Origin of the sequence: Alcaligenes sp. (assembly GCF_050255915.1) — a bacterium.
Classification (GTDB): Bacteria; Pseudomonadota; Gammaproteobacteria; order Burkholderiales; family Burkholderiaceae_B; genus Alcaligenes; species Alcaligenes aquatilis.
Genome location: NZ_JBFWIQ010000006.1, coordinates 163,543 through 186,408, shown reverse-complemented (window position 1 = coordinate 186,408; position 22,866 = coordinate 163,543). Strand labels below are relative to the sequence as shown.

The 22,866-nt window shown below is 56.6% G+C and carries 20 protein-coding genes and 1 tRNA gene; 9 read left to right on the top strand and 12 right to left on the bottom strand.

What is annotated here, in order from left to right; all coding sequences use genetic code 11:
* Positions 1–63 precede the first annotated feature (63 nt).
* Positions 64–148 (bottom strand) — tRNA-Leu (locus AB7E06_RS09745).
* Positions 149–457: 309 nt separating this feature from the next.
* On the bottom strand, positions 458–1,522 hold the full coding sequence (locus tag AB7E06_RS09740; RefSeq protein ID WP_094195494.1) for an AI-2E family transporter: 1,065 nt from the start codon (positions 1,520–1,522) through the stop codon (positions 458–460).
* A gap of 538 nt (positions 1,523–2,060) precedes the next feature.
* Between AB7E06_RS09740 and AB7E06_RS09735 the strand changes: the two genes are divergently transcribed.
* The 4 genes from AB7E06_RS09735 to AB7E06_RS09720 all read left to right on the top strand — a co-directional run bounded on the left by AB7E06_RS09735 (position 2,061) and on the right by AB7E06_RS09720 (position 5,911).
* Positions 2,061–2,441 carry a cupin domain-containing protein gene (locus tag AB7E06_RS09735; protein ID WP_427956617.1) on the top strand — a complete coding sequence of 127 codons (381 nt, stop codon included), beginning with the start codon at positions 2,061–2,063 and terminating at the stop codon, positions 2,439–2,441.
* 61 nt (positions 2,442–2,502) lie between these two features.
* Entirely contained in the window at positions 2,503–3,501 is a 999-nt protein-coding gene (locus AB7E06_RS09730; RefSeq protein WP_427956614.1) for a Bug family tripartite tricarboxylate transporter substrate binding protein, read from the top strand.
* 17 nt (positions 3,502–3,518) lie between these two features.
* Positions 3,519–4,748 carry a CaiB/BaiF CoA transferase family protein gene (locus AB7E06_RS09725; protein WP_427956611.1) on the top strand — a complete coding sequence of 410 codons (1,230 nt, stop codon included), beginning with the start codon at positions 3,519–3,521 and terminating at the stop codon, positions 4,746–4,748.
* Positions 4,745–5,911: an acyl-CoA dehydrogenase family protein gene (locus tag AB7E06_RS09720; protein ID WP_427956608.1), complete on the top strand. Its 1,167-nt coding sequence runs from the start codon at positions 4,745–4,747 to the stop codon at positions 5,909–5,911. The genes AB7E06_RS09725 and AB7E06_RS09720 overlap by 4 nt, the downstream gene beginning before the upstream one ends.
* Positions 5,912–5,919: 8 nt before the next feature.
* Here the strand turns inward: AB7E06_RS09720 and AB7E06_RS09715 are convergent, their stop codons facing one another.
* Both AB7E06_RS09715 and nadE read right to left on the bottom strand, forming a co-directional pair.
* The gene (locus AB7E06_RS09715; protein WP_427956605.1) at positions 5,920–6,675 is read right to left on the bottom strand and encodes an IclR family transcriptional regulator; all 756 of its coding nucleotides are present in this window, start codon (positions 6,673–6,675) and stop codon (positions 5,920–5,922) included.
* Between the two features lie 2 nt (positions 6,676–6,677).
* On the bottom strand, positions 6,678–7,505 hold the full coding sequence (nadE, locus tag AB7E06_RS09710) for an ammonia-dependent NAD(+) synthetase (RefSeq protein WP_094195489.1): 828 nt from the start codon (positions 7,503–7,505) through the stop codon (positions 6,678–6,680).
* 160 nt (positions 7,506–7,665) lie between these two features.
* Between nadE and AB7E06_RS09705 the strand changes: the two genes are divergently transcribed.
* Complete coding sequence (locus AB7E06_RS09705) at positions 7,666–8,319, top strand: GntR family transcriptional regulator (RefSeq protein WP_086059780.1); 654 nt, start codon at positions 7,666–7,668, stop codon at positions 8,317–8,319.
* Positions 8,320–8,401: 82 nt separating this feature from the next.
* Here the strand turns inward: AB7E06_RS09705 and AB7E06_RS09700 are convergent, their stop codons facing one another.
* The 6 genes from AB7E06_RS09700 to ilvD all read right to left on the bottom strand — a co-directional run bounded on the left by AB7E06_RS09700 (position 8,402) and on the right by ilvD (position 15,365).
* A complete protein-coding gene (locus tag AB7E06_RS09700; protein ID WP_427956600.1) occupies positions 8,402–9,850 on the bottom strand; it encodes an amidase in 1,449 nt (482 codons plus the stop codon).
* Positions 9,847–11,139, bottom strand: coding sequence for a TRAP transporter large permease (locus AB7E06_RS09695; protein ID WP_094195488.1), 1,293 nt, complete (start codon positions 11,137–11,139; stop codon positions 9,847–9,849). The genes AB7E06_RS09700 and AB7E06_RS09695 overlap by 4 nt, the downstream gene beginning before the upstream one ends.
* Positions 11,140–11,652 carry a TRAP transporter small permease gene (locus AB7E06_RS09690; RefSeq protein ID WP_249461004.1) on the bottom strand — a complete coding sequence of 171 codons (513 nt, stop codon included), beginning with the start codon at positions 11,650–11,652 and terminating at the stop codon, positions 11,140–11,142.
* Positions 11,653–11,671: 19 nt separating this feature from the next.
* Entirely contained in the window at positions 11,672–12,694 is a 1,023-nt protein-coding gene (locus AB7E06_RS09685) for a TRAP transporter substrate-binding protein (RefSeq protein WP_427956596.1), read from the bottom strand.
* A 153-nt stretch (positions 12,695–12,847) separates the two neighbouring features.
* Entirely contained in the window at positions 12,848–13,333 is a 486-nt protein-coding gene (locus tag AB7E06_RS09680) for a cupin domain-containing protein (protein ID WP_094195485.1), read from the bottom strand.
* Positions 13,334–13,505: 172 nt separating this feature from the next.
* A complete protein-coding gene (gene ilvD, locus AB7E06_RS09675; protein ID WP_094195484.1) occupies positions 13,506–15,365 on the bottom strand; it encodes a dihydroxy-acid dehydratase in 1,860 nt (619 codons plus the stop codon).
* Between the two features lie 163 nt (positions 15,366–15,528).
* On the opposite strand from ilvD, the gene ppc reads away from it, so the two are divergent.
* Together ppc and AB7E06_RS09665 are read left to right on the top strand one after the other, a co-directional pair.
* Complete coding sequence (gene ppc / locus AB7E06_RS09670) at positions 15,529–18,363, top strand: phosphoenolpyruvate carboxylase (RefSeq protein WP_094195483.1); 2,835 nt, start codon at positions 15,529–15,531, stop codon at positions 18,361–18,363.
* A 139-nt stretch (positions 18,364–18,502) separates the two neighbouring features.
* The gene (locus AB7E06_RS09665) at positions 18,503–19,285 is read left to right on the top strand and encodes a sulfite exporter TauE/SafE family protein (RefSeq protein WP_427956591.1); all 783 of its coding nucleotides are present in this window, start codon (positions 18,503–18,505) and stop codon (positions 19,283–19,285) included.
* Positions 19,286–19,374: 89 nt separating this feature from the next.
* Here the strand turns inward: AB7E06_RS09665 and AB7E06_RS09660 are convergent, their stop codons facing one another.
* On the bottom strand, positions 19,375–19,944 hold the full coding sequence (locus AB7E06_RS09660; protein ID WP_230018928.1) for a class I SAM-dependent methyltransferase: 570 nt from the start codon (positions 19,942–19,944) through the stop codon (positions 19,375–19,377).
* 118 nt (positions 19,945–20,062) lie between these two features.
* Here AB7E06_RS09660 and AB7E06_RS09655 point away from each other — a divergent pair, with 118 nt between their 5' ends.
* Complete coding sequence (locus AB7E06_RS09655) at positions 20,063–20,284, top strand: hypothetical protein (RefSeq protein ID WP_427956588.1); 222 nt, start codon at positions 20,063–20,065, stop codon at positions 20,282–20,284.
* A gap of 4 nt (positions 20,285–20,288) precedes the next feature.
* Positions 20,289–21,503, top strand: a complete 1,215-nt coding sequence (locus tag AB7E06_RS09650; protein ID WP_427956585.1) for a class I SAM-dependent methyltransferase — start codon at positions 20,289–20,291, stop codon at positions 21,501–21,503.
* 210 nt (positions 21,504–21,713) lie between these two features.
* On the opposite strand, the gene AB7E06_RS09645 is transcribed toward AB7E06_RS09650, so the two are convergent.
* Complete coding sequence (locus AB7E06_RS09645) at positions 21,714–22,856, bottom strand: CCA tRNA nucleotidyltransferase (RefSeq protein ID WP_427956582.1); 1,143 nt, start codon at positions 22,854–22,856, stop codon at positions 21,714–21,716.
* Positions 22,857–22,866 lie beyond the last annotated feature (10 nt).

Sequence of the window (22,866 nt, the reverse complement as noted above, 5' to 3'; positions counted from 1 at the left end):
CCCCAGTACTGGGGCTAAGACTTGAATCGCGCTAAGTGCTTGTGAACACTAGGGATTTTTGAGTGGTGCCCGGGGCCGGAATCGAACCGGCACGCCTTGCGGCGGGGGATTTTGAGTCCCCTGCGTCTACCAATTTCACCACCCGGGCTAGGTATGGCAACCTGGGAATCCAGGCTTGGAAGGAAAGATTGTTATTATACGCAGATTCCTGGGGGTTTTGGCAAGTGCTGCTGCAATTTTTTTAAATTTAGCCGGCGCCCGCACAGATTGCCGTCTAAAACCTGCCTGAAATCGCGTTTTCCGCCTGCTTTGTCACAACTGCTTAAGCAATAACAGGCCGTTCTAAGTGGGCAGAAAGCACGCTCATTGCTGCCCCTACTCCAGCCAGAACCTCAAATAAAAAACAGGCCAGGTACATTGCCCTGGCCTGTTCTATTTCTTGCTCTGTATACAGGGGCTAGTCCCCTGCTACCGCCTGTCCATTACGAATCCACTCGCGCCAGATGGCGACCAGCAAGGCCATCAGGACCGGGCCGATGAACAAGCCTACGATGCCCATTGTTTGCACACCGCCCACCAAGCCAAAGAAGGTTGGAAGGAATGGCAGTTTTACCGGGCCGCCGACCAGTCGTGGTCGAAGGGTTTTATCAACGATGAACAGCTCGATCGCGCCCCACAGGAATAGGCTGACGCCTGCAACCAGGTGACCAGAACCTATCAAATACAAAGACACCATGGTGAATGACAGAGGGGCACCCCCTGGGATCAGCGCCATGAAGCCGGTAATCACCCCCAACAGGACGGGCGATGGAACACCTGCAATCCAATAAGCAATCCCCAGAACAACGCCCTCGCCCAAGGCGATCAGGCCCATCCCGGTGACGGTGGAGTTAACCGTAGCTGGCACGACACGGGAGAATCGCTGCCAGCGGCCTGGCAAGATTCGCTCGCCCACAATGTCCAATTGCACCAGCAGTCTGTCGCCGTCTTTGAAGATGAAGAACAGCGTGATCAGCATGAACAGCACAGTCAGCAGCAGGTGGAATACGTTGCCGGTCGCGGACAGGACCATGCGGTAGATATTGCCCAGATGCTGGCCGCTGACCATCTCGACCAGTTCACCCAGCGCGTGGGGCTCACCCAGATAAAGCTGCCAATAGTCTGTCAGGCGTTCGCCCACTAAGGGCATGGCCTTAATCCACTCCGGGGTGGGTGTGCCGTATCGGTTGGCGGCTAGCGCCCAGGTGATGAAGCTGCTGGCTTCCTGAATGGCGAAGGACAGGGCGAGTGATAAAGGCACCACCAGCACCACGATCACGACAAGCAGTGCCAGTGTGGCCGCCAGGGCATGGCGGCCATTGCAGCGTACGACCAGTCGTTTATAAAGGGGCCAGCCGGCCAGTCCTATGATCAGCGCAGCCAGAACAGGGACCAGAAATCCCTTCAAGAAGTAAACGCCTGCGGCCAGCAAAAGCAGTAATAGCCAGCGGGCAATTAAAAATGCGGGTAAGACGGGTTGCATAAACGATGGAGACCCTCGTGTCTATTGGGTGGGCATGGGTCGGTGCCCGAAAGTTTTTTGACAATAGCATGATCATCGCCCAAGGAATACCCGTTTCTAAGCGCAAACCGGGCAAGTTGTTGAGCCCAGAAAATCAGCACTCTACAAAACGGGGAAGGGCACTAGACCGTGGCCATCCAGAACACGGGTTCTGGTTCGGCGCCCTGTTACTTGCCATTTCAACAGAACTCGGCATGTCAGGGCGTTTATATCTTACGCCCTTCTGCTGGCGGATACCGCTAGCGTGCTCCGTCATCAGCGATGCACTCAGCCCTGTCAGCGCCTGACCCAAGGTCGCGCCCTGTAAAGGGCATTGGGCAAGCTCGGTTTGTGACAAAAGCGGCAACACCCCCGCTTATCAACGTGGCGGCTGTCTGCCAAGGCATCGGTCAAGTTTATTGCCCCATCCAAAAGCACCTGAACCACACCCACAGGTAAACCCCAGTTTTTTTTAATTTTCACATACGTAAAATATTTTTCTCACACAGGAAATTAAAATATGGAAAAACCATCTTGGATTGTTAGCCCGGACGATGTGCTGCCCTACTCGCCGGCCAACCACACGGGCACGGTTAATCGCCGTTTGATCAGCCAGGCCAATGTAGGTGCCAAGCATGTAGAAGTGCTGTTGGGTGTCATTGAAAAAGATCAGGGCGCCCTACCCCATGCGCACCCTGGTATTGAACAGGTCTGCTATCTGCTCAGCGGTACAGCCGATGTGGAGGTTGATGGCGAGCGCGGCCAAATGAATGCAGGCGAATGCTGTTACTTGCCCCCCGACAAAAAGCATGTCTTTACCGTTACCAGTGACGAGCCTGCCCGACTGCTGGTGATTTACTCCCCCCCTTACGAAGAGCATCCCGACCGGGTCATTCGCTGACCCAGGCGCGTTTGCCAGCTTGGCTCACCGTACCAAGCCCATCCACCACCAGGAGACACCCATGACTTTCAAGAAAAAAAACCGTTTGCTATCCCTGCCCGCACGCCTCAAGACTATTCTGGCCGGCAGTGCGGCCATGCTGCTGCTAACCGGCAATGCCTTGGCTCAATACCCTGATCGCCCCATTACGCTGATCGTGCCTTTTCCGGCCGGTTCCGGCACCGATGCCGTAGGCCGAATTTTTGCAGAAGAGATTGGCAAACGGGTCGGGCAAACCATCATTGTGGAAAACCGCCCCGGTGCCAATGCCACCATTGCGGCCAACTACGTCAAACGTGCCGCCCCCGATGGCTACACCTTGTTTGTGACCACCAATACCTCGCATTCAGCCGCACCATGGTTAATGAAGAACGTCCCCTACGACCCGGTAAAGGACTTCACCCCGATTGCTCGTGGCGGCAACCTGCCATTTATTCTGGTCACCAATCCTGATCGGCCTTACAGCACGGTCGAACAAATGCTGCAATACGCCAAGGACAACCCCGGCCAAATTACCTACGCCTCGGGCAACAGCACCGGTATCGTGGCCGGTGGCACACTGGATTTCCAGACAGGCATGAAGGCCTTGCACGTTCCCTATAAAGGTACACCTCAAGCATTAACCGATCTGGTGGCCGGACAGGTGGATTTCATGTTTACCGATGTCACTTCCGGGCTGCCTTTTATCAATAGCGGCCGCCTCAAGGCCCTGGCCGTCTCCACGGCCAAGCGCAGCGCCTTGCTGCCTGATCTGCCTGCGATGGAGGAGGTTGGTTTGTCGGACTTTGATATCACCTCCTGGAATGGTTTTTTCGGTCCGGCAGGCATGGACCCGGAACGAGTTCGATTGCTCAACCGCAGCATTAATGAGGTCATTCAGGACGACGCCGTACGCCAACGACTGGCTCAATTGGGGTTCGATGCCTTCAGCGGCCCACCAGAAGAGTTTGCACAATTTGTTCAAGAGCAATACACGCTGTGGGGCAAATTAATTACCGACGCCAAACTTGGCCCTCAATAGTTGCCCAGGCACCTGCTATGACAGAACACAAGAAGGACAATGTAGGGCCATTAAGCGGTATCCGCATTCTGGATCTCAGCTCGGTGGTGATGGGGCCCTTTGCCACCCAGATCCTGGCGGATCTGGGGGCCGACGTGATCAAGGTGGAGTCCCCTAGCGGGGACACCATGCGGGCCGTCGGCCCGATGCGCAACGCGGCGATGGGGGCCTTGTTTCTGCACCTGAACCGCAATAAACGATCTGTGGTGCTGGATTTGAAAACCCCAGCCGGTCAACAAGCCTGCCTGCAACTGATCCAGGAATCGGATGTGCTGCTCTACAATCTACGCCCGGCCGCCATGGCACGTCTGGGCCTGGATTACGAGCGCGTCGCCGCTGCCAACCCAGCCATTGTGTATGTCGGCGCCTACGGCTTCGGAGAAGATGGCCCCTACGCGGGGCGCCCCGCCTACGATGACTTGATCCAGGGCATGACGGGACTAGGCCATCTCTATCAGCAGCAATCCGGTGATGTCCCCCGCTACACACCTTTGACATTATGCGACCGCACCGTGGGTCTGCATGTGGCCGTAGCGGTGCTGGCTGGTGTCATTGAGGCTCGCCAAAGTGGCCAAGGCCAGGCCATTGAAATCCCCATGTTCGAGGCAATGGCGCATTTTGTATTGGGTGACCACTTGGGCGGCCATTCTTTTAAACCAGCACTAGGTTCCACCGGCTATGCCCGTCTGCTGGCCAAAGAGCGCAAGCCCTATCAAACCAGTGACGGCTTTCTGGTGCTGTTGATCTATAACGACAAGCATTGGACCAACTTTTTTTCCCTGATCGGCCAACCCGAACTGCAACAGGACCCACGTTTCAGCTCGCACTCGGCCCGTGCCATGCATATTGGCGAGGTCTATGATTTTGTGGCCTCGCAGATCAAGCAAAAGGACACGGCATATTGGCTCCACGCCTTGCACCAGGTCGACATCCCGGCCGCCCCCTTGTACTCCATCGAACAACTGATCGATGATGAGCATCTACAAGCGGTCAAACATCTACAGCATATGGATCACCCGACCGAGGGGCCTATCTGCACCCCCTCTCCCTTGGGCAAGTATTCGCGCACCCCGCTCAGCATTCGACACCATGCACCCAGTCTGGGCGAACACACGGCCCAGGTTCTGGCAGAGCTGGGCTACAGCGAACAAGACATACAAGCCATGCTGGCCAGCGTCCCCCCCTCACCCCGAGAACAGATCGTATGAATATCGAATTAAGCGAAGATCAACGCGCCTTGGTCCAGGCTATTGAAGCCGTTTGCCAGCAGTTTGATGACGAGTACTGGCTGGCCCGTGACCAGGACGGCGTCTACCCCCATGACTTTCATCAAGCCCTGGCAGACGGGGGGTGGTTGGGCATTGCCATGCCAGAGCACTACGGCGGAGCGGGCCTGGGCATGATGGAAGCGGCCTTGATGATGCACACCATCTCGCGCACAGGCGCCGGGTTTTCAGGGGCCTCTGCCGTGCATATGAATATTTTTGGTCTGAATCCGGTCGTGGTGTTTGGCAACGACGAGCAGCGTGCTCGCTTTCTGCCGCCCTTAATTCAAGGCAAGGACAAAGCCTGCTTTGGCGTCACCGAACCCAACTCCGGACTAGATACCAGCAAGCTGGAAACCCGTGCCGTTTTGCAGGGTGATCACTATCAGGTTCATGGGCGCAAAATCTGGATTTCCACGGCACAAGTGGCCAACAAAATCCTGCTACTGGCCCGCACGACCCCGCTATCAGAAGTCAAAAAACCAACAGATGGCCTATCGCTGTTCTATACAGATCTGGATCGCAGCACTATTGAAGTGCGTCATATCGACAAGATGGGGCGCAACGCGGTGGACTCCAACATGCTGTTTATTGACGGACTACACATCCCTGTCGAGGATCGCATCGGCGAGGAAGGCAAAGGCTTTGGCTATTTGTTGCACGGGCTCAACCCTGAGCGGATTCTGATCGCCTCCGAGGCCATTGGCTTGGGTAGAGCCGCTCTGGAAAAAGCCACCCTCTATGCCAAAGAACGGCACGTGTTTGGGCGGCCAATCGGACAGAACCAAGGCATACAACACCCGCTGGCTCAAGCCTGGATGCAACTGGAAGCCGCCGATCTGGTCACTTTGAAGGCGGCGGCTTTGTATGATGCGGGCAAGCCTTGCGGGGAGTACGCCAACGCCGCCAAATACCTGGCCGCCGAAGCCGGTTTCCAGTCTTGTCAGACCGCGATTCAAACCCTGGGAGGCATGGGGTATGCCAAGGAATACCATGTAGAACGCTATCTGCGTGAAAGCTTTATTCCGCGACTGGCTCCCGTCAGCCCGCAGTTAATCATGTGCTATATCGCGGAAAAAGTGCTGGGACTACCCAAATCCTATTGAGCAGCCTGCTAGGCCTCTTCAATAAAACGGCAGGCTACACGCAGACGCTCCGCGTAATTTTGCAGGTTCTGCTCAATACGATAAACAGGACCTGCAATCGAAATGGCATACACCCCGCCCGAGATCCGTATCGGCCAGGCAATACCGCCCACATCGGACATGGACTCACCCATATTGCCGTACCAGCCGCGCTGCGCGGCAGTCTCCAGGTCAGCATTCAAACTGTCCAGGCTGGTCAAGGTCTTGCTGGTAAAGGCTTCCAAAGGCCCATCACCCAAAAGCAGGGAACGCTCTTGCGGTGTCATCTGGGACATCAAGGCTTTACCAATGGAGTTGGCATGCACGTGGCGCTGGGTGCCCGCCACCGCCACATAGCGAATGGGGTGCGGGGAAGAAATTACCTCCACATAGACCACTTTCTTATCCAAATCCAGCTTGCCGAACACCACGGTTTCCTGCGTGGTGTCGCGCAATTCTTCCAGGCTGGGGCGGACTTTTTCCAGTATCGGGTCTGCTTGAGAAATGCGCTGAGCCATCGCCAGCAAACGGCCCGTCGGGTAATAACCTTGCCGACGTCCCGTCTCGTAGATATAGCCCTGCCGAGACAAGGTACGCAGCAAAGCCAGGCAACTGGACACAGGCGCATCCAGCAAGCGAGCCATTTCCGAAAGTGCCAATGGCCGCGTCTCGCGTGCAAACAGCTCGATGATCTCAATGACGCGCAACGCCGTTTTGACATTGCTCTCGGCAGGTTTGGCACTCATGGTCAGGGCGCCACCGGTAACGCACGTTTATGGGCCGAAGCACGGAAAGTCTTGATGATGATCTGCGCAGCTTCATCCGCAATGACCTTGCCCTCCAGGAAATCATCAATCTGATCGTAGCTGACACCAAAAGCGTCTTCGTCAGGCTTCAAAGGAGTCAGGCTTTCCAGATCAGCGGTGGGAACTTTGAACACCAGGGCGTCGGATGCGCCCATTGCAGTCGCCAGGGCGCGCACGCGTCGTTTATTCAAGCCCGCCAAGGGGGTAATATCAGCCGCGCCATCACCGAACTTGGTGAAAAAACCCATCAAGGCTTCAGCAGCGTGGTCGGTGCCAACCACCAAGCCCCCATTCGCCCCTGCAATCGCATACTGCGCCACCATACGCTGACGGGCTTTGATATTACCCATCAGGAAATCCTGTTGCGCCGCGTCGCGGAACGTCAGGCCGCCGGCCAGCAGTTGATCCATCATGGCATCAGAGGCGGGCTTGACGTTAACGACCAGAATCTGGTCGGGATTGATGACCTTCAGGCCATCTTGGGCGTCTTTCTCATCAGCCTGTTCACCATAAGGCAAACGCACCGCGATAAATTGCGCCGAATGACCTTGCGCACGCGCCTGCTCGACGGCTCGCTGCGCAAGACACCCGGTTGTCAGTGAGTCCACGCCACCGCTAATGCCCAAAACCAGGCTGCGGCAACCAGTACGCAACAGATAATCACTTAAAAAGCGGACGCGATGTTCGATTTCTTGCTGAACATCAAAATGATCCTTTACGTCCAATTCCACACGGATACTGGCTTGCAAAGCGCGTTGATCATCAGTCATGGCGCAGGCTCTCTACACAAAGTGAACAATAATCCGATTGTAAGGGACGGGCACAGTTGTGGGATATGGGATCCTTATTTATAAAAAATGGATTCTGTATATAATCGTCGATCAAGAAAAACGAATTCGCCCTTACTGAGACAAGCCCTGTTACCTGCCGATGAGATCCTCAACCGAAATCGCAGACGAAATCCTTAGACGTATTCAGTCCGGCCACTACCGGCCCGGCGACTCCCTGAGTCAATACGAGCTTGCCGAGGAGTTTCAGACCAGCCGCACCCCTGTTCGGGAAGCCTTGCGCTTTCTGGAGGCGCGCCGTGTCACGTCACTGACCAAGACCGGGCGCACGATTGTGGCTATCCCTTCTGCCAAATCAATCCGCGAAGCGTTTCAGATTCGAGCCGAGCTGGAAGGTTTGGCGGCGCAACTGGCAGTGGACTGGATCAAGGACTCGGACCTGGAGGTCTTGATGCAGCATCAATCCGACTACGCCCGCACCTTGCGAACACGTGTACGCAGTGAAGAAGGATCGGAATGGTTGCAGCACAACCGCTCTTTTCATGACCTGATTACGATCACCAGTCACAACGAGCGCCTGCACGAGCTGATTCAGGAGCTCCAAAACGATAGCGTCTCCAGTGCCTTGAGTTTCGCCTCCAAAATGCCGCCGCGCCTGATGGAAGAAAATATTCTGGAGCACGAGGCTATTATCGCTGCGCTGGCCGATCGCAATGGCACCGCCGCCCGAGAAGCGATGACCGAGCACGTTGCCAAGACCATGAATCTGGTACTGGACTGGCTGCCAGAGCGCTAAAAAAAACGGTGTCACCCGCAAGGAGAGGTGACACCGCACAATCAAGGTGCTTGGCAATTTCCCAGACAAAACCACCCGATTGCTAAAACCGCAGCCTGCGCACTTGCAGGCAATCCTCGACCCGTTGGGCAAGGTCTACCAACCATTCATCCTGATACAGCCCCGCCACCATCTGCAGCCCCACGGGCAAGCCAGAGGCGCTGACTCCAGCCGGCAAGGAAATGGCGGGCTGCCGCGTCAAATTAAAGGGATAGGTATAGGGATTCCAATCCAGCCAATTTTGCGAAGCGGCGTTGGCCGGAGCGTCACGGCCCGCTTCAAAAGGCAATATCGGCACGGTAGGCGTCAAAACCAGATCAAACTGCGCAAAATGCCTAAGCATGGCCTCCCCCAGTTTCTGTCTGCCTATCAAAGCCTGGTAATAGTCCGACAAGCTGTTCGTCTCGCCCTTGCTGGCAACCTGGCGCAAACCTTTATCCACCAAAGGGCGCTGCTCAGCAGCGACCTGATTCACCAGCCAGGCGGTGCCGGCTTCCCAATGTGCGGTAATCAGCTCTTTCGCACCGGTCAGGGGTAGCTCGGTCAAAACAATATGCGCCCCCTGTTCTTGCAACTTGTCCGCCGCCGCCTGGATGATGGCCCTGACCTCGGGGCTGCATTGTTGATCCAGATGCAGGCCAATACGCAGGCCCTGCAATGTATCGGCAGAAGGCCGCACATGACGCGGCAAGGGCACCGAATTCCAGTCGCGTGGATCGGCTTGCATCATGACATCCAGCAAGCGTTTCAGGTCCGCCACAGATCGGGCCATAGGGCCGACATTGGATAGAGTCAGTAGCGGTCCGGCAGGCCAGGCAGGTACGCCTCCAAACGTGGCTTTCATGCCGGTAACACCGCAAAAGCTGGCGGGGATCCGGGTGGAGCCCCCCCCGTCAGTGCCGATCTGCAACGTCCCCATACCCGCCGCCAATGCCGTGGCTGCACCGCCGCTGCTCCCCCCGCTGGTTAAACTGAAATCCCAAATATTGCGCGTGACTCCTGTTAAAGGGCTGTCTGCCGTCCCCTTCCAACCAAACTCCGAGGTCGTCGTTTTTCCGACCAGGACGGCACCGGCCTCACGCATCCGTGCCACCGCTGGCGCATCATCCTGGGCGGCATCGGTGATCCGTGCTGCGCTTGAGCCATAGCCTGTAGGAAGTCCACGCACCAACAGCAAATCCTTAACGCCGTAGGGTATGCCATCCAAAGGACCTCGTGCAGTACCGGCCATCCAGCGCGCTTCGGACTGGGCCGCTTCATGCAAGGTCAAGGCTCGGTCCAGATAACAGTAGGCATTAACAAGGGGATTCCAGCGGTCGACCGCATCCAGCGTTGCCCGTGCCACGTCCACTGGAGACACCTGCTTGCTTTGGTACAGGCGGTACAGTTCGTCAACGCTGGCGTAGATCAGATCCCTAGGACTTGACAATGCCATACCCATGCGGCTCTCCGGCTTGTCGATAGATTCGGACGTTTGCGAGCCAGACATCATGCTGAAGCCTCCATTAAACGAACCAGCACCAAAGAGATATCAGGCACATACGCCAAAATGAGCAGAACAATGATGGCCGTGATCACAAAGGGCATGACACCTCGCACCACAACTTCGTAAGGCTGACCAGATACAGAAACCGTTGTGAACAGATTCAAACCAAAAGGCGGTGTAAAGAAACCCACCACCAAATTGACGCAGAACACCACGCCCAAATGGATAGGATCCACCCCCAATGCAATACCGATAGGAACCAGAATCGGGGCCAGAATAACAATACTGGCTGCCACATCCATCACACAACCGACCAGCAGCAAGAACACCACCAGCAAGGCCAGATACACAAACTGCGTATCCAGCAACGGGGTCAGTTCCGTCACCATCAACATGGGAATACGTGCCGAGGCCAGAATCCAGCCAAAAATACCGGCTACGCCCAGGATAATCCCGACCATGGAGGCGGTATCCACTGAGCTTTTCATGGCCTGCCACAAGGTGCTGAGGGTGAACTGCCGATAACACACCCCCAGCACCAAACTGAACACCACACCTACGGCGGCGGCCTCGGTTGGCGTGAATACACCGCCATAAATACCACCCAAAATCACTACGGGCATCATCAAGGACGGAATCGCCCTTAATGCAACCAGCACCATTTCTTGTGGGGTATAGGCGCGTGCGGCAGTTTTGGGCACCTTCAGTTTTCTGGTCAACAGTGCATGAGTCAGCATGAAAGCCAGGGCCATCAACAAACCCGGCAGAATATTGGCTACAAACAGCTTGGGTATAGAAACATTGACGGTTGCGCCATACAGAATCAAGGCGATGCTGGGTGGAATGATATTGCCCAAGGCACCGGACGAGGCTGTTATCCCGGCAGCCAAGGAAGCCGGATATCTCTGCGCGATCATCGCGGGCATCATGATGGCACCAATCGCCGCCACGGTAGCCGGCGCCGAGCCGGTCAAGGCACCAAACATGGCACACGCAATCACCGTCACGTAACCCAATGCGCCATGCACCCGCCCGACCAGCATGTCGACCAAATCAATCAAACGCTTGGACAGGCCCGCTTTCTCCATCAAGTTTCCCATCAGGATGAACAGGGGTACCGCCAGCAGGGGAAAGGAATCCAGCCCCGCCATCACGCGCTGCGGCACAACAATCAACGGCCTCATGCCGGTCAAGAGCAGGAACAGTACGCTGCATAACAGCAGAGCAAAAGCGATAGGAATACCGGCGATGAACAGCGTGAACATCAGGCTAAAGAGCAGGAGAGCTTCTTGCATTTACACGCCCTCCAACTGGCAAGCAGGCCGGTCCCGATACCCGTCCAGCAAGGCATTCACACACTGCACGGCGATGATGGCACCGCCCACCGGCAAAGCTGCATACACATAGGCCATGGAGATGCGCAGGGCAGGACTGAGTTGCTGATAAACGATAGCAATCAGTTGCACGCCCTGCACCAGCAAGACCAGCGCACACGCCAGCATGGCGATCTGCACCATGCCCTTGTGAACGCGGCGGGCTTTGCCCTTCAGGCGCATGACCAGCAGGTCAATCACCGCATGGCCATTGCTTTTAACCAGCACCGCAGTACCCAGCATAATCATCCAGATAAAGCTGTGTCGTGTGATTTCCTCAATCCACGGTGGCGAGTACCCCATAAAATAACGCCCGGCTACCTGCACAGAAGCCGCCAGCACAATCAGCCCCAAAAACACCGCTCCAAAAATTCTGCATAGCGTATCCAGGCAGGTACTGACTCTATCGGCCCAATCGAGCAAAGAGTGTTTCATGATGGATGTCCGCCGAGGATTATTGAGACAGTGCCAGCGCACGGGCAACCAGATCGGGATCAATCACCGTTCTGTACTTTTCATAAATAGGTGCAACCGCTTTGCGAAACTGTGCCCTATCCACATCCGCATTGATCGACACACCCGCATCCAGCAGTTTTTTCTCAACCTGCGCTTCGCTCTGGATCAGGAACTGGCGCTGCTCCTGCACCGCTTGCGTGGCCGCCTGTTGAAAGATCGCTTTTTCATCGGCAGACAAGGTATCCCAGACCCGTCCGGAAATCACAAGAGGAATTGCGTTATAGACGTGCTCTGTTCTGGACAAATAGGGAGCCGCTTCATAAAAGCGACTGGTATGAAAAAGCGCCGTTGGGTTCTCTGCACCATCAACCGTCTTTTGTTGCAGACCGGTAAATAGCTCCGGATACGCCATCGGGGTGACATTGACACCCAAGGCCCGCCAGGTATCCACATAAATGGGGCTTTCCGGCGTACGCACTTTCATCCCGCTTAAATCCGACAAGCTACGGATGGCCTGCTTGGAGTTGTACAGATTACGGAAACCGCCATGGCCCCAGCCCAGAATTTTCAAGCCCGATTTTTCCAGATCAGCCTCAATCGGATCCGTGAAGCTGGAATCCAGGGTTTTGAATGCAGTCTGGTAGTCCTTGAACAGATAAGGCAGGTCTATCACCATCGCTTTTTTCTCGAAGGAGCCTAGTGTGAAACTGGCCAGCAGGCTCATATCCACCGTACCCAACTGCATACCCTCGGCCACATCGCGCTCGCCGCCCAACTGGGCACCGCCCAGCACTTGCACCTTGATTCCACCCTTGGTTTGCTCCTCCACCCGCTTGGCAAAGTTCGTTGCCAAGTAGTGGTACATATCTTCGCTCTGTTCTACCGAAACGTGGGCAAGCTGTAGCGTTCGTGGGCCCTGGCTGTCATTGTGTGCCGTGTCGCCCGATCCACCTTTGCCACATGCGCTCAGCGCACCCAGCATCACCAGAACCGCGATCCCCACTTGTGTCATCCGTTTCATTATTAGTCCCCCTGCATCCTGTGGTATTGAATTTCTGTTCAGTTCTATTCGTTTTCCAAGCCAGCCCTGATCGGGCTTTTTTTGCTTGTTGATGCTGCCCACGCATTCCGGCATGAGCAGCTTTCCTGTGGCTCGCTATCCAAGCGGCACCGCTTACACCGCTCTGGATTCTTCCTCTAGGGAACGGCGGGTTTTCATATTGAAGCGGCCTTCATAAATAGCCGGTTGGCGGGTCGTTGGCCCCATGTACTGCACGTACAGAATCTCGCCATCTTCCAAAGTGGTCAGTGCATGCTCAAAGTGCGGATCGGGGTGAAACACCATCGTGCCTTCGCCATACACCACACCATTGATCTCGAACTTGCCGGCCAGGATGTACCAGATCTGGGCAAAGTAATGGCTGTGCAAAGGGTGGCCAGACCCCTTCAAGTACTTCACCACCCCGGCGTTGGGAACGGTAGGGTCGTCCTTGGTGGGGTGAAACATCATCTTGGTGAACTGCCCTTCGTAGCGCAGATTGTCCCAGTCCAGATCGTCCCGATGTTTGACCGTCATTTCCCGGTGAGCCGCTGTCAAAGGGCCACCTATCCCTCCCGGATTAAGAATCGGAGCCAAGGTAATTGGATCTATTTCACTCATCACTTCCTCCTTAAAAAACCAAATTAACAAAACGGGATCCCATTTTGGATAAAACGGATTCTATCAGGACGATAGGGATGGAATATTCGTATTTACCCGATACGTTTGTTCCGGACATAAAAAAACCCCACCTGCCAAAGGCAGATGGGGTTTTGACGAACTGGGCTAGTGCTTAGCGATCCAACTGTGACACGTCGCGCACGGCACCACGGTCAGCCGACGTCGCCAAAGCGGCATAGGCTTTCAGGGCTTGGGACACAACGCGCTCGCGGTTCACGGGCTTCCAGGCCTTGGAACCACGCGATTGCATTTCCGCACGGCGCGCCGCCAATTCTTCATCGCTGATCGCCAAGTGGATACGACGGTTGGGGATGTCGATCTCGATGGTGTCGCCATCTTGTACCAAGGCGATGTTGCCACCTTCAGCCGCTTCGGGCGAAGCGTGACCGATCACCAAACCAGACGAGCCGCCGGAGAAGCGACCATCAGTAAACAAGGCCGAGCTTTTGCCCAGGCCCATGGATTTCAGGTAGGAGGTGGGGTACAGCATCTCTTGCATACCCGGGCCACCTTTGGGGCCTTCGTAACGAATGATGACCACATCGCCCGCCTTGACCACGCCGTCCAGAATGGCGGCGACAGAATCGTCCTGGCTTTCGTAAACGCGAGCGGTGCCGGTGAAGGTCAGAATGCTTTCGTCCACGCCAGCGGTTTTAACGATACAACCGTTGATGGCCAAGTTGCCGTACAGCACAGCCAAACCACCGTCTTGTGAGTAAGCATTCGCCTTGTCGCGGATACAGCCTTTAGCACGGTCGCTATCCAGATCCTGATAGTAACGGTCTTGGCTGAACGCCACTTGAGTAGGAATACCGCCGGGGGCCGCGCGATAGAAGTCGCTAATCGCTTTAACGTTGTCACCCTTGATGTCCCAACGCTTGATCGCTTCACGCAAGGTGCCACTGTGTACGTTGCCTACATCCAGGTTCAACAAGTTGGCACGGCCCAGCTCGGCCAAAATCGCCATGATGCCGCCCGCGCGGTGCACATCTTCCATGTGGAATTCGGGGGTAGCGGGGGCCACTTTGCACAGGCAAGGCACGCGGCGCGAAATCTTGTCAATATCGGCCATCGTAAATTCCACACCGGCTTCCTGGGCTGCCGCCAGCAAGTGCAGCACGGTGTTGGTGGAACCGCCCATGGCCACATCCAGGGTCATGGCGTTTTCAAAAGCCTGGAAGGTGGCGATATTACGTGGCAGAACGGAGTCGTCGTCTTGCTCGTAGTAGCGTTTGGCCAGATCCACGATCAGGCTGCCAGCACGCTCGAACAAGCCTTGGCGACGCGCGTGGGTGGCAACAATAGTGCCGTTGCCGGGCAGGGACAGGCCCAGCGCCTCGGTCAGGCAATTCATGGAGTTGGCAGTAAACATGCCCGAACAGGAACCACAGGTAGGGCAAGCGCTACGCTCAACCGCTTCAGCCTGCTCATCGGTCACGTTAGGGTCAGCGGCTTGAATCATGGCATCCACCAGATCCAGCTTCTGCACCACGGTTTTGCCGTCTGGCGAATAGACCTTGCCCGCTTCCATCGGCCCACCCGACACAAACACCACAGGAATGTTCAGGCGCATGGCGGCCATCAACATACCGGGGGTGATTTTGTCGCAGTTGGAGATACACACCATGGCATCCGCACAGTGGGCATTGACCATGTATTCCACCGAGTCGGCGATCAGTTCGCGCGAAGGCAGGGAGTACAGCATGCCGCCGTGGCCCATCGCAATACCGTCGTCCACCGCAATGGTGTTGAACTCTTTCGCCACACCGCCGACCGCTTCAATTTGACGGGCAACCAGTTGGCCCATGTCTTTCAGGTGTACGTGACCCGGTACGAATTGCGTAAAGGAGTTCACCACCGCAATGATCGGTTTGGAGAAATCCTCGTCTTTCATACCGGTGGCGCGCCACAGGGCACGCGCGCCGGCCATATTACGACCGTGGGTCGAGGTACGGGAGCGATATTGGGGCATGACTACTCTCTGAACAGGAAAATTATGTAAAGATACCTATCATAAACGTCCCAAGGCGCTTTGTGCGCGTCAAGATCGGGCAGGCGTCTTACCGTCGGGCGGCTACCGATCTGGCACCCCGAATCCTTTGCAGCAAAACCCCTTAGTTCACAGGAGATATCTTATGCCGCAGGCCGTGCCTGACCTTTCCAACCTGCTCAGACAGGACATCCGCTTTCTGGGCAAGGCCCTGGGAGAGGTGATTCGTGATAGCGAGGGAAAGGCGACCTTCACGCTGATTGAAGCCCTGCGCCGGGCTGCTGTCAGTTTCAGACGTGAACACGATCCGCAACAAGCACGGATTCTGGAAAAAGACATTCCCAAGCTGAACGATGCACAGGCCCGCTCCGTGGCCCGTGCCTTTGCCTACTTTTTGCACCTGTCCAATATTGCCGAGGACCGCGACCAGAACCGTCGCCGCGAAGAGCAGGACCCCGAGCAATTGCTGGGCAGCCTGCAACACGCTATTCAGACCTTGATGGATCAGGGCCTGAGCGCCAAGAAAATTCGCCGCTATTTGCAAGAAGCGTGTGTGATGCCGGTGCTGACGGCCCACCCTACCGAGGTCCAGCGCCAAAGTACGCTGGCCGTGCATATGGCCATTGCCGATGAGCTAAACGGTCTGGATCACAAGGCCAGCGCCACACAATCGGCCCGCACCCAGGAAAAGCTGACCGGTCTGGTGTCCCTGCTGTGGCAAACCCGCATGCTGCGCGATCACAAGCTGACCGTGATGGACGAGATCGACAATGCGTTGGCCTATTACGGGTCCACTTTTCTGCCTACGATTCCCCAGCTCTACCACGACCTGGACCGCTTGCTGGAGCCCGGCAAGAAAAGCCTGCTGGATCAGAAAACCCGCGCTTTGCCCGCCTTTTTGCGCATGGGCAGCTGGATTGGCGGTGACCGCGACGGCAACCCCAATGTAGGCCCTGAAACGGTTGAGCAAGCCGTGCTGCGTCAATCGACACGCGCGCTGCAACACTATCTGGAGCAGATTCGTTTGCTGGGTACGGAAATCTCCGTATCGGACGCATTGAACCGCGTCAGCAAAGACCTGGCGGCCTTGTCCGCCAGCAGTCAGGACCCGTCGCCACACCGCGTAGACGAGCCTTATCGCCGCAGCTTTATTCATCTATACGCCCGTATGGCTGCCACGGCGCAAACCTTGCTGGGCCGTGATCTGGCCGATCGCCCCACTTACACCGCCCCGCCCTACACCAGCCCACAAGAGTTCAAGGCTGATCTGCAAATCATTGCCGATTCCCTGGCAGAGAACAAAGGTGGCGCCATTGCGGGCCTGCGCTTGAATGAATTGATTCAAGCCGTGGAGGTTTTTGGCTTCCATCTGGCTACCTTGGATCTGCGCCAAAGCTCGGACGTACACGAGCGCGTGCTGGACGAGCTGTTCCGCGTAGCAGGCACTCTGTACAAGGACGAACCCGTCAATTACCGCCAGTTGTCCGAAGAAGACCGCATCAGCCTGTTGCGCTCAGAGCTTCGTCACCACCGCCCTCTGGTATCACCCTGGTATCGCTACTCGGAAGAAACCGAGAAAGAGCTGTCTATTCTGCGCAAAGCCGCCGACTGCCGCCGCCGCTTTGGTGCACGCGCGCTGGAGCAAACCATTGTGTCGCACACCGAAACACTTAGCGACTTGCTGGAAGTGCTGGTGCTGCAACAGGAAACCGGCCTGATCGTGCCCAACTCCAACGAGCCGGAACACCAAGGTCTGATGGTCGTGCCCTTGTTCGAGACCATTCCTGACTTGGAGCGTGGCCCGCAAATCATGCAGGAATGGCTGGACATGCCTGAAATCCGCCAGCGTGTGCGTCACGCCCAAAACAGCGTACAGGAAGTAATGCTGGGCTACTCGGACAGTAACAAGGACGGTGGCTATCTGACCTCCAACTGGACGCTGTACCGTGCTGAACGTGAGTTTGCACAGGTGTTCTCGCGCCGGAAAGTACGTCTGCGTCTGTTCCACGGCCGTGGCGGCTCGGTAGGCCGAGGCGGTGGTTCCAGTTTCGACGCCATTCTGGCGCAACCTCCCGGCACCGTGAACGGCCAGATTCGTCTGACCGAGCAAGGCGAGATGATTCAAGGCCGCTACAAAGATGCGGACGTGGGTCGCTGGCATCTGGAGCTATTTGTCGCCGCCACGCTGGAAGCCAGCCTGGGTTCACGCAAAGGCTCGCCCAATGACGACGAACACCTGGCAGCCTACGGTGAGGCCATGGCCTGGATGTCCGAGCAGGCACACCAAAGTTATCGCCAGTTGGTCTACGGGACGCCAAACTTTGACCAGTACTTCTTCCAGTCCACCCCTATCAAGGAAATTGCCGGCCTGAATATCGGCTCGCGTCCCTCGTCACGCAAGGCGACACAAAGCATTGAAGACCTGCGTGCCATCCCCTGGAGTTTTTCCTGGGCGCAATGTCGTCTGCCTATTCCAGGCTGGTACGGCATGGGCACGGCCTTGAACCGCTATCTGGAATCAGGGCTGCCCAACGACGGCCTGAACCGCAAAAAACGCTTGGCCCAACTGCAAACCATGGCGCGTGACTGGGCTTTCTTCCGTACCCTGCTGTCCAATATGGAACAGGTACTGGCCAAGACCGATCTGGATATCGGCCTGAAATACGCCGGCCTGGTCGAAGACGAGGAACTACGCGAAGGCATCTTCACGCAAATCCGGAACGAATTCGAGCTGACACACCGACTGTTCCGTGAAATTACCGGCCACGAGCTGCTGGCACACGATCAGGCCTTGCAAGATGCCCTGGCCGAACGCTTTGCCTACATTGACCCGCTGAACCACTTGCAGGTGGAGCTGCTGCGCCGCCATCGCCGTCAAGGTGACAAAGCCAGCAAACCGACTCGCAGCGGTGTCAACAAGCAGCACGTCATTCACCTGACGATCAACGGTATTGCAGCTGGCCTGCGTAACTCGGGCTAACGCAAAACCATAAAAAGCTTGTCCGTTAATTACTTTTATACATAAGCTAATTTCCAAAAGAAGTTAGGAGAGTACAATAAGCCATTACTACGCTTTTTGAAAAAGGCGTGATCCCCACCGGGGTCACGCCATCTGGCTTATGGCACTCGCAATTATTCTAGGAATTCTGACTGGCCTGTCGCTGGGTCTGACAGGCGCGGGGGGCGGCATTTTGGCCGTGCCCGCTCTGGTGCTGGGCATGGGTTACACCATGACGGCGGCCACGCCTGTGGCCTTGCTGGCGGTGGGTGCAGCCGCCCTGGTGGGCGCACTGGATGGTTTATACAAGCATATCGTGCGCTATCGGGCCGCCCTGTTTATGGCCGTCACGGGCGCTTTGGTGACGTCCTTGGGGGTACGCATCAGCCATGCCTTGTCGGAAAAAGTACTGGTGACCTTGTTTGTCGTCATCATGCTGTGGATTGCCACCAAGATGCTGCGCCGTCCTACGGACACAGTACATACCCATACACCCTGTTGCCTGAATCCAGAAACCGGCCGCCTGCGCTGGACACCAGTGGGCACAGCCACCCTGGCCTCCATCGGAGCGGTAGCGGGTTTATTTTCAGGCATGTTGGGCGTGGGCGGCGGCTTTCTGATCGTGCCTGCCTTAAAGCGTTTCAGCGACCTGTCCATGCACAGCATTGTGGCCACATCACTGATGCTGATCGCCTTGATTTCCTTAAGCGCCTCGGCCATGAGCCTGGCACACGGGGCGGTGATTCCCGTGAGCGGCTGGGTATTTGTTACCGCAGCGATGGTTGGAATGGTAATAGGCCGAAAACTGGCCCCTCATATCCCTCCCCTACGTTTGCAACAAGGCTTCAGCATTCTGACCGTTGTTGTGGCCCTGTCCATGCTGGCACGCACTTATCTGTTTTAAGCCGAAATGCGGCACGCACAATCCCGCTCCAACAACATCGGATACCTCGTTGAGCCAAGCACAGCACTTGGCTCAAAACTGAACACGCTTTATTCGCAGATACTGCCACCACCGTCCTGCGGGTTCAGGCGGTAATCGCTGAAAGAGCCACCTTCACGCGGGCGCACCGCCACAATGCGCTGAACAATATGGTCCGGATCAGCCCGGAAACCATGCTCATACGCCACGATATCCAGCTCTGCACACCAACGCAGCAACTCACCTGCTTGCAATAGAAAATCCGGGTTACGCGGCGTGTTGTACTGCTCGTTGCCCACCCCAAAGGTTTCGTAAACCAGCACCCCGCCCGGCTCCAGGCTTTCCAGCAAGGTAGGCATCAAGGGACGCCACAAATACTTGGTCACCACCAGGGCATTGAACTTGCGCCCGGCAAAAGGCCAGGGACCGTTTTCAATATCAGCCTGGATGATTTCCCCATAAGGTGATGTCGCTGCCACGGCTTCCGGATCCCGATCCACGCCAATCACGGTATTGCCGCGCTCGGCCAACCAGCGGGCATTGCGCCCCCGGCCACAGGCCACATCCAGGACCGTGCCCGGATTCGGAATCAAATGGGCCCAAGCCTGTAACCAGGCGCTGGCCTGTCCCCTGTCGTTCATCCCCACCCCTTTGCTAAACAGACAAAACGCTCATGGTAACGCAGCAGTGAGCAAGCTCAAGCACGCCACTGGCCTGGGCTACAATTGGCCCCGGTTCCACGCTATTTTTTGAGGGTGTATGAAAGTTCTGCTGCAAAAACCCATATTGCTGATGGCCGTTCTGTGCCTGCCTTTATGGTTTATCTACGGCAACTTCATCCTGGCCGCTGTCACCTCCATCCTGACCGGGATGCTGGTGGGCATGATCCGCACCCTGCATCAAGTGACTGAGGCCAAAAAAGCCAGCGCCAAGAGCGCCACCCCGGCTTCTTCCGAGACACCTAACGACGAGCCCAACTGACGCCATGAACGTACTGTCTGCCCCTGCCTTGCCACACGGTTTACCTCCCCTGTCAGACGAGCTGAAAGAACATGTCGCGCAGGTCAACCATTATTTGCTGGATCGCATTGAGGATGAAGGCGGTTTCTTGCCTTTCGATCAATGGATGCACCATGCTCTGTACGCCCCGCATCTGGGCTACTACAGCGGCGGCAGCACCAAGTTTGGCAGCACCCTTCCTACTGGTGACTTTACGACGGCACCTGAACTCTCTCCCCTGTTCGCCCAAACCTTGAGCCGCCAGGTGATGGAAGTGCTGGAAGGCAGCCAAACGCTGACCATTCTGGAATTTGGCGCGGGCAGTGGCGCTTTGGCCCAAGCGCTGATTACCGAGCTGCGCCAGCAAGGTATCGAGCCGCAATACTCGATTCTGGAAGTATCGCCTGACCTGCGTGTGCGTCAGCAAGAGCGTCTGGCGCCCCTGCAAGCGCAAGTGCAATGGCTGGACAGCACACCACACAGCTTCAAGGGCTGCGTGGTGGCCAATGAGGTTCTGGATGCCATGCCAACCAGCCTGTTCACTTTTGATGTGGAAGGCAAGGTGCTGGAGGTGGGTGTTATTGCGGCGGACGACAGCACAGCCCACGGCCTACCGGCGCCTTTTTATCTGGCCACTCGCCCGGCACCCGAGCATCTGGCCACGCTGGTGGCCGAGCGTGTTCAAGCCCAGCCTTTTTACCTGTCGGAAATCAATCTGCAGGCCGAAGCCTGGGTGCGCGGCATAGGCTCTTGGCTGAAACGAGGTGCAGCAATTTTGATTGACTACGGTTTTCCGCAGCGCGAGTACTATCACCCGCAGCGTGACAAAGGCACCTTGATGTGCCACTTTCGACATTTTGCCCATGCCGAACCGCTGGTTCTGGCTGGCTTGCAGGACATCACCGCCCACGTGGATTTCACGGCCATGGCAGATGCCGCATTGGAAGCCGGATTGGATGTGCTGGGCTACACCAGTCAGGCACGCTTTCTGATGAACTGTGGCATTACCAATTTCCTGGCCTCGCCCCCAGAAGACCCATCACCCGCCGTCCAGCAGCAATGGGCGCAGACCATGAGTGCCGCCAACAAGCTGCTGTCCGAAGCAGAAATGGGGGAACTGTTCAAGGTAATGATCATTGGGCGTAATGTTTCTGCCCCTATGCTGGGCACGATGAGCGGAGACCGACGCGAACGTCTGTAAGTACATTGCCTGTTTCGGGCGACGGCCACGCTACAAAGGGAATTGTGCCGATCACCCTTCACCTTGCCTGGAAGGCAAGACAGCAAGCTAAATGGCCTATCCACTTCATAACCTAAAGCGGGAACACGCACACGGCCTCAAACGAAGGAGCAAAAGATAAGCGGCCAATAGGCCGCTTATCTACTTTTGAGCTATCGGTAGCACACAAAACTAAACCGACTGCTCCAGGGCAGCCAATCTAGCCGCACGCACCGCTTCCCGAATTCTGCCGGGTTCAGCCTTGAACTGCGCGGCAACGGCACCGGCATCCACACTGGCCATGACTGCCCGCAATTGATCCCACTCACGCTCTGGAACCGGCCTCAGACAGGCCGCCGCACTGATCAACTGCATGAAACGCTCAGGCTTGCGCAAGGCATCCAGCGACTCCATGACTTGCAAGGCAGACTCCACGTCGGCACGAGGCTGCAGCAAAGCAGGGCTGGCCAACAGCACAGGCAATAAGCGAGCCTGATCCCGCCATTCCGAAGGAGCGCGAATCTGCTCCGCCACCTGCGCAGGTGCTTCCGAGAGATGGCACAGAACAGCAAAGCAGCTTGCCAGATCCAAGCGTCTGTCTTTGGCGATCTGTACTTGCTGACCTACCTGATCGTTGTAATTCAAGCCAGGCATGACACGCTCCAGCGCGCCCACTTCCCGCAGCACGTCGAACATGCGAGCGGGCTGCTTGGCAGACAAGCCTTTGCTTACTTCCAGATAGATGCGCTCGGGCACCAGTTCGTCCACTTCACCCTGCTCGACCAGTTCACGCGCCAGGGCCCAGGTCTCGTTGGCCACAGTGAACTCGGTAAAGCGGGCCGCAAACCGCGCCAGCCGCAGCAAGCGCACCGGGTCTTCGCTAAACGCCACGCCCACATGACGGAACAGCCGAGCCTGCAAATCCGCCAGACCATTCAAGGGGTCGTGCAAATTCCCTGCCGCATCCACGGCCATCGCATTAATGGTCAGATCACGGCGGCGTAAATCATCCGCCAAGCTCACGTCTGTACCGGTGTAAAAGGTAAAGCCCTTGTAGCCACGGCCAGACTTGCGCTCGGTGCGGGCCAGCGCAAACTCTTCTTTGCTATGAGGATTCAGAAAGACCGGGAAGTCACCGCCCACAGGCACAAAACCTCGGGCAGCCAATGCTTCGGGCCTGGCTCCCACAACAACCCAGTCCTTGTCGCCCGCAGGCAAACCCAGCAAGGCATCGCGCACCGCGCCACCCACCACATAGACCTGCAAACCTTCCAAAACAGGATCTGGCGGCCCCATCAGGGCCGCCAAGGCTGTTTGCTGTCTATCATCAAGCATGGACGAATTC